The 14,943-nt window shown below is 64.8% G+C and carries 8 protein-coding genes; 3 read left to right on the plus strand and 5 right to left on the minus strand.

The window, feature by feature from the left end; translation table 11 throughout:
- Nucleotides 1-106: 106 nt before the first annotated feature.
- Nucleotides 107-1,117 carry a lipopolysaccharide heptosyltransferase I gene (gene waaC / locus M0D67_RS33710; RefSeq protein WP_154558930.1) on the plus strand — a complete coding sequence of 337 codons (1,011 nt, stop codon included), beginning with the start codon at nucleotides 107-109 and terminating at the stop codon, nucleotides 1,115-1,117.
- Between the two features lie 720 nt (nucleotides 1,118-1,837).
- The gene (locus tag M0D67_RS33715; RefSeq protein ID WP_266241240.1) at nucleotides 1,838-1,969 is read left to right on the plus strand and encodes a hypothetical protein; all 132 of its coding nucleotides are present in this window, start codon (nucleotides 1,838-1,840) and stop codon (nucleotides 1,967-1,969) included.
- Between the two features lie 154 nt (nucleotides 1,970-2,123).
- Here the strand turns inward: M0D67_RS33715 and M0D67_RS33720 are convergent, their stop codons facing one another.
- The 3 genes from M0D67_RS33720 to M0D67_RS33730 form a co-directional block, all read right to left on the minus strand.
- Entirely contained in the window at nucleotides 2,124-2,303 is a 180-nt protein-coding gene (locus tag M0D67_RS33720) for a hypothetical protein (RefSeq protein WP_093643889.1), read from the minus strand.
- Between the two features lie 98 nt (nucleotides 2,304-2,401).
- Nucleotides 2,402-3,709, minus strand: a complete 1,308-nt coding sequence (locus M0D67_RS33725; protein ID WP_054035072.1) for an MFS transporter — start codon at nucleotides 3,707-3,709, stop codon at nucleotides 2,402-2,404.
- A 247-nt stretch (nucleotides 3,710-3,956) separates the two neighbouring features.
- Entirely contained in the window at nucleotides 3,957-4,511 is a 555-nt protein-coding gene (locus M0D67_RS33730; protein ID WP_154558931.1) for an energy transducer TonB, read from the minus strand.
- Between the two features lie 391 nt (nucleotides 4,512-4,902).
- Here M0D67_RS33730 and M0D67_RS33735 point away from each other — a divergent pair, with 391 nt between their 5' ends.
- Nucleotides 4,903-12,324 (plus strand): non-ribosomal peptide synthetase, encoded by a 7,422-nt coding sequence (locus M0D67_RS33735; protein WP_266241242.1) that lies wholly within the window; start codon nucleotides 4,903-4,905, stop codon nucleotides 12,322-12,324.
- A gap of 227 nt (nucleotides 12,325-12,551) precedes the next feature.
- Here M0D67_RS33735 and argH read toward each other — a convergent pair whose 3' ends face one another.
- Together argH and M0D67_RS33745 are read right to left on the minus strand one after the other, a co-directional pair.
- Nucleotides 12,552-13,958 carry an argininosuccinate lyase gene (argH, locus tag M0D67_RS33740; protein WP_266241244.1) on the minus strand — a complete coding sequence of 469 codons (1,407 nt, stop codon included), beginning with the start codon at nucleotides 13,956-13,958 and terminating at the stop codon, nucleotides 12,552-12,554.
- A 99-nt stretch (nucleotides 13,959-14,057) separates the two neighbouring features.
- Nucleotides 14,058-14,870: a helix-turn-helix transcriptional regulator gene (locus M0D67_RS33745; RefSeq protein WP_266241246.1), complete on the minus strand. Its 813-nt coding sequence runs from the start codon at nucleotides 14,868-14,870 to the stop codon at nucleotides 14,058-14,060.
- Nucleotides 14,871-14,943: the final 73 nt, after the last annotated feature.

Genomic DNA, 14,943 nt, shown 5'->3' on the forward strand with positions numbered 1-14,943 from the left:
GTAACGCTCTGTATTAATGAACGTACGGCGCACTGGAGCGTTCGGTGAAGATTATTCCAATCGTCGGCTAAAATGTTTGGATGTTCGAACAATTAATAGGTCCTCAATGAAGCGAGTCCTTATCGTCAAGGTCACTTCGCTCGGCGATATCGTGCAGGCGTTGCCAGTCGCCGCCGACATAAAACGCGCGTTTCCAGGCGTTGAAGTGGACTGGGCGGCCGACGAGGCCTTCGCCGAACTGGTGCATTGGAGCACGAGCGTCGACCGGGTGCTTTGCGCGCCGCTGCGCCGTTTCAAGAAGGCGCGCCGCTGGGGCGATTTCAAGGCGATCGCGGCGTCGATCGCCGAATTGCGCGCCTATCGCTACGACTACATCATCGATATTCACGGCGTGTACAAGAGCGCGATCATCGCCTTTCTGGCGCGTTCGTCGAAGCGTATTGGCTACCAGTCACAGGATCTGGGCGAGCGGGGCGCCGCATTTGCCTATACGGGGCGTTTTGGCCCGCGTCCGCAGCGCTGCGATGCGTGGCATGGCATGCGCATCAGCGCGAGCGAGGCACTGGGTTACGAGGTCGAAGGCCCGGCCGTCTACAATCTGCGCCTGCCAGAGCCGGCCACCGCGCCGTTCGCGGCTGACAGCGCGCCGGTCGCGGCACTGTTTCACGCCACCTCCAAAGACGACAAGAAGTGGCCGCTGCCTCATTGGGTGGCGGTCGGTCGCGAGTTGGCGCAGCGCGGTTTCCATGTGGTGCTGCCGTGGGGCTCGGAAGGCGAGCGCGCCGAGGCGGAGCAGATTGCGTCGCAGGTGCCGGGCTCGACCGTCCTGCCGAAGCTGAACGTGACCGAAATCGCGCAGATGATCGACGCGTGCGCGCTGGTGGTCGGGACCGATACGGGTTTCGTTCATCTGGCGCACGGATTGCAGAAGCGCACGGTCATGATTTTTGTGGCGACGCCGCCATCGCATTTCGGCATCGAAGCGCCGTTCCGCTCGATTTCGATCGGCGACGGCCACTCAGTGCCGCCGATCGCCCAGGTACTGGAGGCGATCGATTACGTGCACAGCGAACCGCGTGCTGCCGTCGCCATCCAGCACGGATCGGCCGCAGCCTGAGCGCAGCTTCGCAGCGCTTTCGCGCAATCGTTTGGCTAAAAGAAAAGAGGCGCGACGCGCAGGCGCCCAATCAAACGAGCGCTGCCACGGAACGCCTCCGAAAAGCGCCCGCGTCGGGGAACTACGGGCGGAGAGGAATCGCTGCAATGAACAAACTGACTCACGCACTGAGCGGCCACGTCGCGTAGCCGACTCAGTTCTACAGTGACCGCCGGCCGACGGTCGAGTTCAACGGCGCATTCATCAAGACAAGCCGCGCGCGTGCCGGCAGATTCGCGTGCCGCTTATCGGCGTGCCGCGGGCGGCTACTCGTGGCCGCTCCCAGCGTTTGGATCGGCGCCGCGCATTACACGCCTGTTAAATCTGTCGCTTTTCGTTGAGTGCCTAATTGGCTACTTGCGCGCTCTTTCTCGTGGTTACTGGCTCAGCCACGGCGCATGGAAACGCGCACTCGATACCCATAATCAGCGCCGCGATTCGCGCACCCGCCACGGGCAGGGCTTGCGCGGCGCACGCATGTTCAAAGCAGTATAGGCGGTGTTTTTGTCTGATGCGAGTCTGTCGTCGCCATGCTTCCGACGCCGCGGATTTCGGGGTTCGAAGGTGTAACACCTCAGAGATTTTCCCTTACAAATCGCAACGCTCGCGCGAGGCAGGGTCGTGTTCAATCGAGTCATTCGGGGTTTCGGCTCGAATGAATCTGACACGAAGGAGAACAATATGAAACGCTTAATCCTGACCCTGATCGCCGGCACGCTACTCGCAACGGCGCTCGGAGGCTGCATCGTTGCACCGGCGCCTGGCTATTACTACGGCGGCGGTTATTACCATCATGGCGGGTACTACCGGTAACGGCTTGCGGCGCGCGCGAGGCCTGGATGTAGCGCCACGCTGACGGCTGCCTCTTGCCTGCATAGGCACGGGGCAGCCGCTCAGCCGCTTCTTCGGATCAAGTCAGACCGCTTCCATCCGCCGCGCCCAACCAGGTATCGCGGCGCTCGCCCGTTCAGGCCAGCAGCATTTCGAAAGCGATTACCGCAGTAATGGCAGCCGCGTTCGCGGCCAGTGCTTCCACGACAATGCCTTTCCACGTCGCGGGACGAAAGCGCAAAGCCAGCAGCAGTGAACATAGCAATGCCAGCGCGATGATCATCACGATGTCCGCGTTGTGAAGATGAATACTCATCAGAGCCTCCCGGCTTGCCTTAGGGTTATTGGAATCGAGTATAGGCAAGTCAAAAAGACGCGCAAGGCAGGGGATTTACCAGCGCGCCTTTACCCTGATCACATCAGTTGGGCATCGCGGGTTTCGCGCATGCACAGCACGCCGATCAAGCTGACGGCCGCCGCAATCGACACATAAGCGCCCACCCACGGCAGCCCGCCGTGCGCGGCCAGCACCTGCGCGATATACGGCGCGACTGACGCACCGAGAATCCCGCCGAGGTTATACGACACGCCTGCACCGGTATAGCGCACGTTGGTCGGGAACAGTTCCGGCAGCAGCGCGCCCATCGGTGCGAAGGTCACACCCATCAGGAACAGTTCGATCACAAGGAACAGCAGCACCAGCGGCGTCTGGCCGCTGCCGAGCAATGGCGCCATCGTAAAGCCCGACAGGATCGCTGCGATGATGCCGACGATCAGCACCGGCTTGCGGCCATAACGATCGCTTGCCCAGGCCGACAGAGGCGTGGCGAGCGCCATGAATACGACTGCGATGCACAGCATGCCGAGGAACGTCGGCCGGGGAATATGCAGGACCGACACGCCGTACGACAGCGAGAACGTCGTGGCGTTGTAGAACAGCGTGTAGCAGACCACCATCGCCAGTGCGCCGAGCAGGGTCGGTAGCCCGTGCTGCGAGAACAGCGTGGCGATCGGCACCTTCACGCGTTCCTTGCGTTCGATGGCCGCCTGGAAGGCCGGCGTCTCGGCGATCTTCAGGCGCACATACAAGCCGAGCACGACCAGCACCGCGCTGACGAGGAACGGCACGCGCCAGCCCCAACTGCGGAATTGCTCGTCGCTCAAAGACAACGCCAAGGCGAAGAACAGACCGTTGGATGCCAGAAAGCCGATCGATGGCCCCAGTTGCGGGAACATCCCGAACCAGCCGCGTTTGCCGGCCGGCGCGTTCTCGGTGGCGAGGAGCGCCGCGCCGCCCCATTCGCCGCCAAGGCCGATACCCTGACCGAAGCGCAGCACGCACAGCAGGATCGGCGCAAGGCTGCCGATCGAGTCGTAGCCCGGCACGAAACCGATCAGCGTGGTGGACACACCCATCACCAGCAGCGAAGCCACCAGCGTCGATTTACGGCCGATCCGGTCGCCGAAGTGGCCGAACAGGAACGAGCCGATCGGCCGTGCGACGAAGGCGATGCCGAACGTGACGAAAGCCGACAAAGCCTGGGCGGTCGCCGAGCCGTGCGGGAAAAACACCGGTCCGATGACGAGCGCCGCGGCGGTGGCGTAGACGTAGAAATCGTAGAACTCGATCGCGGTGCCGATGAAGCTCGCGAAGATGATCCGCGCGCTGCTGGTCTGCCCGGACGCATTGGGCTGGGCCGCGGAAATCGGCGAAGTGGACATGCAGGGTCTCCTTATGTCGTGATGCTGTTGGACGCCGTGTTTCGATGGGCGGGCTGCGCGTGGTCGGTCGGCATCTTTGTTTAAGTTCGTGTGCTTCGGCGCGTCTCGCTGGCGATTGAAGCCTTCTTCAACGCCGGCGATGAAGCGACAGCTTACAACGGCGGACGTCAGCCGTCAGCCGTCAGCGCTCGCGCGCGAAAGCGGACATACCAGGGGAGCAACCAGGTGGAGTGCGTGAGGCGAGCGTTCAGTCGATGGCCTGCGCTTGCGGCGAGGCGAACTCGCGCAACTGGAATTTGCCGTTGTCGTTGAACAGCCAGTCTTCGAACAGTTCGAGCTGGCCACGGCCGTTCAGCAATTTACCGGGCGGTTGCGGCAGCGGCGAGGCGCGCCGCAAGGAGGCGAGCGCGGTGCTTTCGGCTTCGTCGTCGCCATTGGTGCGATACACCGACGACGCCAGCACCTGACCATCGCGATCCACCGTGAACGACACCACGACCAACGAGCGCAGCATCGCTTGCGGCGTGCCGTGTAACACGTAGGAAGGGCTGCGTTCGACGATGCGTTGCGCGACCGCGCTGCGGTACTGGTCGAGCGTCGCACTATTGACGGCGGCCACCGGCGTGATGACAAGCGGGCGACCAGGTGGCGTGATCGTGCAGCCTGCCGAGGCTGCGAGCGCGGCCAAAACCGAAGCCGCCGTGAGCGCCGAAGTTGCGCTATGCGCATGCGACAGGGAAGCGCTAACGCGTGAAGCGAAGCGTCCAGTCAGGCGGCGAAGGTGACGTGTGCGGGTGGACATCGTCGAGGAAAGCACTGTGACAGGATCTAACTTGATGGTAGTCAAAAAAAGCTAGGATGCAATGGTCGTTCACCCTGTATGCCGATCCCGAGCCATGTGATTCGACTTGCTTGCACGCCGCGCATGGCGTCCTTTCCATTGCCTTTCTGCTGCATGCATGAGCGCATTCAGTCTGATGCGATCTGCCTGACACGAACCGTGTTTAGACAAAGTTCGCCACGCCGATTCGCATACAACAGGACTTCTAAGAGTTTTCCTATGGTGTCGACAGCCTCACGTCAATAGCGTGGGCCGGACCATCGGGCGAAGCGCCGCAGCGCGGTCATGAGCCGCGCGCGACCGGCGCTGCGCGAGCCGATCGGTCCTGTCCATCCCGACAACGAGGTATCGTTTGGAACACTCTTCCTTTGCGTTGACGCGCACGCAATCCCGCACGTTGGCGCACGCCGCCGCCGGTCCCAATCTCTGCGCCGTTTACCGGATCGACGGCCGTCCGGACGTCGAGCGTCTGTCCTCCGCCGTGGCGCAACTGGTGGCCCATTGCCGGCCGCTTGCCTACCGGCTCGTCGAAGCCGAACAGGGCATGCGCTGGGTCATCCGCCGCGATGTGCGCGCGGAACTGAACGTCATCGATCTCGACAGGCGCGACGCGCGCGAGGAAGCCGCCGTGCTGTCGTTGATCGACGGCCTATGCGCGCGTGCCTTCCGCATGGACGCCGGACTGCCGTGGGCGTTCACGCTGTTACGCGCTGGCGCGCACAGCTATCTTGTGTTCGCCTGCCATCCCGCCTTGCTCGACCGTTTTTCGCTGACGCCGTTGTTCAACGCGCTTTCCCGGGCCTATCGTGGCGAGGCGCCGGGCGCGCCGCTCGGCATCGATCAGCAAGGCCTGCTCGACGCCGAGCGCGAACTCCTTGCGAGCGACCGTTTGCAGACCGACCTCGATTTCTGGATCGGCCAGGTGGGTGACGCCTCGTTCGAATGGCATGCGCCGCGCCGGCAGAACGCGCTCGCCGACAGCAGTTTTACGGTGCGCCTCGACGCGCAAACAGGCGCTGCATTGCGCAATGAAGCAAAAACGCTCGGCGTCGCGCCCGATCTGCTGATCAAACTGTGTGTTCACGTGCTGCTGCGCCGCATGACCGGCAGCCGCGCGGTGCTCACCGTGCATCACCAGCGCGGCCGCTGCCAGCACGACGAGACGATCGGTTTCGATGAACGGCGGCGCTTCCTGAAAACCGACTTTGACAACACGATGACGCTGCGGCAGTTTCTACGGCACGCGGCGGCACGCGCCGGGATGGCCGATTTTCACGCCGAACTTCCGGCTTTCGAAGTGCTGCACGACATCGAGCGGCGCGAGCCAGGTTTTGTGCGCGCGACCAATGTGGTGTGCGAGACCGACAGCCTGCCCTACGACGCGCTCACGCTCGGCACGCTGCCGGTGGCGTTGCTCGCACCGTACTCGCGCCGTTTCTCGCACGAGGACGTCGGCATCTATCTTGATGTGCGCGAGGAGATCGCGTTGCACGTGCATAGCCGCCATCCCCAGGAACTCGACGGCCTGCGTCTCGCGTTCGAGCATTTGACGGCGCTGCTCGGGCGCCTCGGCGAAAGTCTCGAGCAGAAACTCGATGCGCTCGATCTTTTTACGCCGGCGTTGCGGCAGCAGTGCGCGGCGTGGTCCGATGGCGGCCCGCCCGCGGCACCCGCGCGCGACGTGCTCGATCTGTTCGCGCAGACAGCGCTCGAGCACGCCGAGCATCCGGCGGTCAGCGGCCCGGACGCCGCTTTCACGTACGCGCAACTGGCGCTTGCCGCACAGCGTGTGGGCGCAGCCCTTGCCTCGCTCGGGCCGGACGCATCGGATGGGCGGGACGCGTTGATCGGCATTTGCGTCTCGCGCGGTGCACGCATCGTTCCGGCGATGCTCGGCGTGCTCGCCAGTGGCGCGGGCTATTTGCCCCTCGATCCGCAGATGCCAGACGAGCGCTTGCGCTACATCGTCAAGGATGCGCAACTGCGAGCCGTGATTGTCGACGCCGCGACGCACGAGCGCTTGAGCGGGCTGGCCGATTGCGCGCTGTACCGGATCGAGGATCTACTGGAATGCCCGGCGGCCGGGGCGACCACTCCCCAACGTGCGCCAGCCGATCCGCAGCGCACCGCCTACGTGATCTACACCTCAGGCACAACGGGCAAACCCAAGGGTGTCGTCATCGAGCGCGGCATGCTGGCGCACCTGATCGCTTCGCTGACGGGCCGGTATCGGCGTGATGCAGGCACGCGCTGGCTACAGTTCGCGTCCGTCAATTTCGACGCCAGCGTGTTGGAGATCTTCAATCCGCTGACGCACGGCGGCCACCTGATTGTCGCGCCCGAGGCGGTGCGCACCGACGCCGATGCGTTGTCCGCCTTCCTCAGCGCCGAACGCATCACGCATGCGTTCCTGCCGCCGGCGATTCTCAAGCTGCTGCCGCGGCGCGCGCTGCCGCATCTGGACACGGTGTTATGCGGCGGCGAAGCGAGCGACGACGAAACGATCCGCTTCTGGTCCGGCGTGCTGCGCCTGTCGAACATCTACGGGCCGACCGAGACCACCGTGATGGCGACCGAAAACACCTTCGACGGCGACAAGCCGGCCAATCAACTCGGGCATCCGCTTCCCGGCTACCAGATTCATCTACTCGATGAGGAAGGCGCAGCGGTGCCGCTCGGGGGGATCGGCGAGATCTGCATCGGCGGTGCGGCCGTTTCGCGCGGCTATCTGCTGCGGCCCGAACTGACCGGGCAGAAGTTCCGGGCGAATCCGTTCGGCCCGGGCCGTCTCTACCGTTCCGGCGACCTCGGCCGTTTCCAGCCGGATGGCGCGATCGAGTTTCTCGGCCGCAGCGATTTTCAGGTGAAGATTCGCGGCTACCGGATCGAGCTCGGTGAGATCGAGGCCAGCATCGTCGAGCAGCCAGAGGTGCGCAGCGCCTATGTCGGCACGTGCGAGCGGCAGGGCGGCACGGCGCTGGTGGCCTGGTACGTGGGTGCCGCGCTTGAGCCGGCGGTGCTGCGGGCGCGTCTCGCGCATTACATGGTGCCGGCGTTCCTGCTGCCGATCGAAGCGCTGCCCCTGACGCTGAACGGCAAGATCGACCGCAGCAAATTGCCGGCGCCGCAAGCCGGTTCGGCTGACCCTGCAAGCCGCGCTTTCGACACCTTCGAGCTGGCGGTGCAAGCGATCTGGTCGGAGGTGCTGGGCGTGCCGCTCGAGAGCGTCGGCGAACACAGCCACTTCTTCCAGTTGGGTGGCCACTCGCTACTCGCCACGCTCGTGTGCAATCGCATCAACGCGAGCTTGTCCGCGCCGGTCAAGCTGAAGACGCTGTTCGAGCATCCGCAGTTCGACGCGTTTTGCGCAAGGGCGCGGCAGAGCGTCGAGCCAGGCGCCGCGCTGCCGCCGCTCGTTGCGCAATCAGGCGCACCCATGCCCGCGCCAGTGGCAAGCCGGCTCGTGCGGATGATGCACAGCCGCGCGCTCGGCAAGCCTGACGATAACGCGTACAACATTGTGATGCGGGTGGACTTCGGCGGGGCCGCGAATCCGTTGCGATTGCACGAGGCGCTTGTTGCCGTGCTCGCGCACAACCCGATCTTCAACGCGAGCTTCGCGGAACGCGGCGGACAATTGCTGATATTGCCGGGCACCGCCACCCTGCCGACGGATTTGCGTATTCCGCTAGAAAGCTGCGATGCCGATGCTATCGACGCGCGTGCCGAAGCCCTGCGCGCGCTGCGTTTGCCGCTCGACTGTGCGCCGTTGTGGCACGCGCAACTGCTGTTGTCGCCGCAAGAGCACCGCACCACCTTGCTGTTCTGCATTCATCACGCGATTTTCGACGGCTGGTCGTTCAAGCTGTTGCTGGATGAACTGACGTCGCGCTACGAAGGTAAGCCGGTTTCCGGCGAGCGGCTTTCGTGGTTCGACTACGGCCATTGGGCGCCGCAACTGGCGTCGTCGCCGCGCTTTGCCGCCGCGCGCGACTACTGGATGCGCAAGCTCGACGCCGTGGCCTTGCGCACCGAACTGTCGTTCGACGCAGTGCAGCGCGAGCCCAACGCGAACCGCTCTTTGGCCTTGCATGTGCGGTCCGCCCAGATGCGGCGCCTGAAGCAGATTGCCGAGGCGCACGACATGACTTTGCCGCCCGTGCTGTTCGCGCTGTACCTCGTATGGCTGTGGCGCGTGAGCGGCCAGCAGCAACTGGCCTGCGCCTATCCGTATGCGGGCCGCGATGTCCCGGGCAGTGAGGGAATCTATGGGATGTTCGTCTCGATGGCGGTGCTGGTGCAGCGCATCGACACGCGGCAAGGCTTCGGCGAACTGGCGCGCGCGGTGCAACGCCAGATGCTCGAAGACCGCGATCATCTGCTCGCTACGCCTTACGACACCGATAACGGCCAGCTCGGCGCACTGAACACGATTTTCAGTTTGCAGAACGGCATTGAGCTGAACGGCCGCATCGGCGAGGCGGCGTATCACGCTGAGGAATGTCCTCCGTTGACGTCGAAAGCGGACCTGTCGGCGATTTTCTATTTGCGGCCCGATGGCGGTCTGGACGGGCGCTTCGAATACGACAGCTCGGTGCTGCACGCGGCCTCGGTCGAGCGGATGGCCGAGGTGTTCATGACGCTGTGCGACGCCGCGGCTCACCAGCCGGATGCGCCGGTCGGCGAGCTCGCCTGGCTGAGCGACGCGCACCATGCGCAATGTCTGAGCTTCGCTTGCGGCGAGCCGCTACCGGATGCACCGCAATCGATCCCTGCGCGTTTCGCCGAGGTGGCAGCGGTGCACGCGTCGCGCGTTGCCGTGCGCTGCGGCGAGCAGCAGCTCAGCTATCGCGAACTCGACGCGCTCAGCGATGCCATTGCCCGTGGCTTGTCAGCCTGCGTGCCGCCCGGCGCGCGCATCGGTTTGAGCATGGAGAAGAGCGTCCTGCTGGTGGCGACGGTGCTGGGTGTGCTCAAAGCGGGGTGCGCGTACGTGCCGCTCGACCCAGCTTATCCCGCCGAGCGCTTGCGCTATTTCGTCGAAAACTGTTCGGTCGATACGGTGCTGGCCGATGAGCCGAGCCGCTGCGCGCTGGAGGCCGCAGGTCTCGGTGAATTGCGCAAGCTTGACCCGGCGATGCTGGCAGAGGGGACGGCGGGCACCGTAACTGAAACGGAGGTTCAGGCGGAGACTGACGCGCAGAAGGTGGCCGGGAAGCAGGCCGAAAAGCAGGGGGAGAAGCGGGCGGAGAAGCAGGCTGAAGAGCAGTCAGCGCACATGCACCGGCCGCACGCTGTCGCCCCCGAGGCGCTTGCTTATGTGATCCACACGTCGGGCTCGACCGGCAAGCCGAAGGGGGTGCTGGTCGAACACCACAGCGTGGTTCGAATGGTGGCCGGCGCGAGCCGCGCGCTCGGCTACGCGCCAGGCAGCGTCAGCACCCTGGCGGCGTCCACCAATTTCGACGCGAGCGTGCTCGATCTGTTCCTCGCGCTGCTGCACGGCGGCACGCTCATCGTGTTGCCGGAGGAGGCGCGCCGCGATCCGCTGCTGCTGCACAGTGTGTTGAAGTCGGAGCGCGTCACGCACGCATCGCTTGCACCGGTCGTGGTGCAGAGCTTGCCGCGCGAGCCGCTGCCCGATCTGCAACTGCTCGGCTTCGGCGGCGATACGCTGGACGAACCGAGCGCCGCCTGGTGGAGCGAACACACGCAACTGTTCAGCCTGTACGGTCCGACCGAAATCACGGTGATGGCCTCGTGCGGGCAAGTGCTGCCGGGCGGGCCGAGCCGCATCATCGGCAAGCCGCTGCCGGGCTACCGGCTCTATCTGCTGAATGCCCAGCGGCAACTGACGCCGCCCGGCACGGTCGGGGAAATCTACATCGGCGGCGAGAATCTCGCGCGGGGCTATATCAATCAGTCGGCCATGACGATGGAGCGCTTCGTGGTCGATCCGTTTCGCGATGCACCGTACGCGCTGATGTATCGCACCGGCGACCTCGGCCGCTTTCTTGCCGACGGCACGATCGAATACTTCGGCCGCAACGACGCGCAGATCAAGCTGCGCGGTTTTCGCATCGAACTCGGCGAGATCGAGAATTGCATCGCGGCCGCGCCGGGTGTCGCGCATGCTGCCTGCCGGGTGTGGGGCGAGGGCGAGGCGCGCTATCTGGCTGCGTACTACGTGGCCGCGCCGGGCGAAGGAGGCGGCGCGCTCGATGAAGACACGCTGCGCCGTCATGTGGCGCAGGCGCTGCCCGACTACATGGTGCCAGCGTGTTTTGTCCGGCTGGACGCTCTGCCGGCATCGCCGAACGGCAAACACGATCGCAAGGCCCTGCCGGCGCCGTCACGCGCCGGCGGTACGCAGCCGCACCAAGGCGTCGAGCAACGCATCGCCGAAATCTGGCAGACGCTGCTGCGCGTCTCCGGCATCGGCCGCGACGATAGTTTCTTCCGGCTCGGCGGCAATTCGATTCTGGCCGTGCGGATGCAGGCGCAATTGCGCGATGCGCTCGGCATCCAGTTTCAGATGGCGGCGTTTTACCGTTCGCCGACCATCGCGACGCTCGCGGACGGCGGTCACGAGGACATGATCGAACGCGCCATTGCTGACGCATCGCAGCCGTTCGTTGTCGAGCAGGCCGCGCCCGCTTTTTCTGATGCCGTAGAAGCAGCGCCGATTCGCACAATGCTGCTGACCGGCGCGAGCGGCTTTCTCGGCATTTACCTGCTGCACGCGTTATGCGGGAGGCTCGACAAGGTGATCTGCCTGCAACGTTGTTCGAGCGCTGCCGCAGGGCGCGCCGTCTTGCAGGACAAGGCGCGCGAGGCGGGTCTGGCAATCGACTTCAGCCGCGTCGACGTGATCCCCGCCGATCTTGCCGCGCCGCAGCTTGGACTCGACACACCACGCTGGCGGCAACTCGCCGCGGAGGTCGACGCGATCCTGCATTGCGGCGCGTTCGTGCATCACCTGCATAGCTATGAGGCGATGAAGGAAGCGAACGTCGGCGGCACCGAGGCATTGCTGCGGCTCGCGCTGACGCAGCGGCAAAAACCGTTCTGCTTCGTCTCGACACTGTCGGTCGGCGAGATGCTGGCGGGCGCCCGGCGCATCGACGAGCGCGTGAATGACGCTCGTCCCATGCTGGACAACGGCTATCTGTTGACAAAGTGGGTGGGCGAGCAGCGGGTCGCGGAGTGTGCGCGCTGCTTCGGTTTGCCGGCGGTGATCGCGCGGCCGGGCAATATCACCGGCCACAGCCGTACCGGCTTCAGCAACTTCGCGCACAACCATTTCTGGCTGTTCAATAAGGGCTGCCTGCAGTTGGGCGCTTATCCGGAAACGGCCCAGGAAGTGGAGATGATGCCGGTCGATCTGCTGGCCGGCGCGGTGACGGCGGTGGCACTGCATCCGCGTGCCGGCTTGCGGGTGGCGAACCTCAACAATCCGCTCGTGCTCAGCCAGCGGCAGTGGTTCGCGGCGCTCGCCGGTTGCGGTTTGCGTGCCGAGCCGCAGCCGGCGGCTGACTGGCAACGGCGGCTGGCGGATCTCGACGCGTCGAATGGTCTGGCGCTGATTCGCGACTTTTATACGGGCGATCTGTCCGCCGCGCCCTTGCCGGTCGAACAGATCGGAACGTTGACGGAGCTGGCGCGGCACGGTGTGGATCTAACGGTCGACTACGGTGCGCTGATCCGGCTCTACGTCGGTTATCTGCGCGATGCGGGTTTTCTTGATCCATTGCCGCAGACGGTAGTGCCCTAAAGCGCTCTGGGGGCGCAAGCGACCGGCGGTGCAGCGCCGGTTCAGCTTGCGCACCGGACCATTGCGCGCTTTGTAATAGGCCGAAATATGACCGGATTTGCCCGCGGCCAAAACACGCCTACACTTCGATGGCCTCTTTCGAGAGGCATCGGTGGAAGTCTTTCATTTGGCCCGCTTCGCGCGGGCTTTCTTTTTGCGCGCCGCGCCCGTGCGCGCCGGGCCTTACCTTACTTCAACGCTTCCCGTGCCGCCTTGACCGCCGCGAGCACCTGCTCGGGCGCCGTGCCGCCCGGATGGTTGCGGCTCGCTACCGAACCTTCGAGCGTCAGATACGAGAACACGTCTTCGCCTATCAGATGCGCGACGTTCGGCAGTTCCTTACGCATTTCTTCCAGCGTCAGGTCGGCCAGGTCGCAGCCGCGATCGGCACACACGCGAACCGCCAGCGCCACCGCTTCGTGCGCGTCGCGGAACGGCAGGCCGCGCTTGACCAGGTAGTCGGCGAGGTCGGTTGCCGTGGAGAAACCTTGCAGCGCGGCGTCGCGCATGGCTTGCGGCTTCACCGAGATGCCGGCGACCATTTCAGCGAAAATGCGCAGCGTGTCCGCGACCGTATCGACGGTGTCGAACAGCGGCTCCTTGTCTTCCTGATTGTCCTTGTTGTACGCGAGCGGCTGGCCTTTCATCAAGGTCAGCAGCGCGATCAGATGGCCGTTCACGCGGCCCGTCTTGCCACGCGCGAGTTCGGGCACGTCCGGATTCTTCTTCTGCGGCATGATCGACGAACCGGTGCAGAAACGGTCGGCCAGATCGATGAAGCCGACGCGCGGGCTCATCCACAGCACGAGCTCTTCCGAGAAGCGCGACACGTGCGTCATGATCAATGCCGACGCTGCCGTGAATTCGATCGCGAAGTCACGATCGGACACCGCGTCCAGCGAGTTTGCACAGATGCCGTCGAAGCCCAGCGTTTTCGCCACCGCATGACGGTCGATCGGATAGCTGGTGCCGGCCAGAGCGGCGGCGCCCAGCGGCAGGCGATTCACGCGCTTGCGGCAATCGACCATGCGTTCGGCGTCGCGCGAAAACATTTCGACGTAGGCGAGCAGGTGATGGCCGAACGTGACCGGCTGCGCGACTTGCAGGTGCGTGAAGCCCGGCATGATGGTCGACGCGTTTTTTTCCGCCATCTCGAGCAGGGCAGTGCGCAATTCGGTCAGCAGGCCGCCGATGCGGTCGATTTCGCCGCGCAGCCACAAACGGATATCCGTCGCCACCTGGTCGTTGCGCGAGCGGCCCGTGTGCAGGCGCTTGCCGGCGTCGCCGATTAGCGCGGTCAGGCGCGCTTCGATGTTCAGGTGGACGTCTTCCAGATCGAGTTGCCACTCGAACTCGCCTCGCTCGATTTCACCCTTGATCTGCGCCATGCCGCGTTGGATTGCGGCGAGGTCGTCGGCGGCGATGATCTTCTGCGCGGCCAGCATCGAGGCGTGCGCGAGCGACCCTTCAATATCGACGAGCGCCAGACGCTTGTCGAAGAAAACCGACGACGTGTAGCGTTTGACGAGCTCCGACATCGGCTCCGAGAAGCGAGCCGACCAGGCTTCGCCTTTTTTGTGCAGTTGGGACGTCATGGTGTTGGGCAGTTGAACGAGCGGTGAAGAGGCAGACGGCGTTTGCGTACGGTACAGGCGCCATCGAAACGGGCGAAAGACTGGGATTTTAACACTGGGCTATTCCCGCACCAGCACCACCAGCTTCAGATCCTCGCGATGCGCGGGCTTGAAGGTGATCTGGTCGTAGACGAGGCGGCCGTCGCGCGGATGGTTGAATTCGCGCCGGCCGCCTTCGCGGCCGCCGACATCCTGCGAGGCCCAGAAGCGTGCGAACGCGTCGCTGGCGGCGGTGAGGGAGTCGATCAGCCCGCGGGTGGGCGCGTCGTTCAGATGGCGGATCGAGTCGGCGCGGAATTCGGCGGCGAGGCGCCGTGCGCGCGTTTCCCAGTCGACGATCAACTCGCGTGCGGCCGGTTCGGTGAAGGTGTAGCGCAGCAGATTGCGGTCGTGCGTGCCGTCCAGCCAGCCGACGAACAGATCGGCGGCGCGTTCGTTCCAGGCGAGCGCGTTCCACTGCCGGTCGAGCACGTAGGCCGGTGCGTTCACGAGTTGCACCGCTTCCAGCAGGGTGGCGGGCGCGTCGGCGGCGGCCGGATCAGGCTCGGCCGGGTCGCGCTGCGCAGCCAGTTCGAACAGATACGCCCGCTCCGCGCGCGACAGTTGCAGCGCGACCGCAATCCGCGCCAGCGCATCGGCGGAAGCGGAGACGGGACGGCCCTGTTCGATCCACGTGTACCAGGTCGGGCTCACGCCGCACAACTGCGCGACTTCCTCACGCCGCAAGCCGGGTGTCCGGCGGCGCGGACCGGGTGGCAGACCGAGCGCTTGCGGCGAGAGCCGTTCGCGATGCGCACGGATGAAATCGCCAAGTGCGCGGGCGGGCGTGGCTTCGAGCGGCGGCGGACTGTCGGCGGAGGACGGCGTGGTCATTCTGGTTGGGCGGCACTTGGCGGGGTGGTGTTATTGATACCAGAATAATTGCTTAACTTGTACTGGTACACGG

Source organism: Paraburkholderia sp. SECH4, from assembly GCF_030511745.1.
Classification (GTDB): Bacteria; Pseudomonadota; Gammaproteobacteria; order Burkholderiales; family Burkholderiaceae; genus Paraburkholderia; species Paraburkholderia madseniana.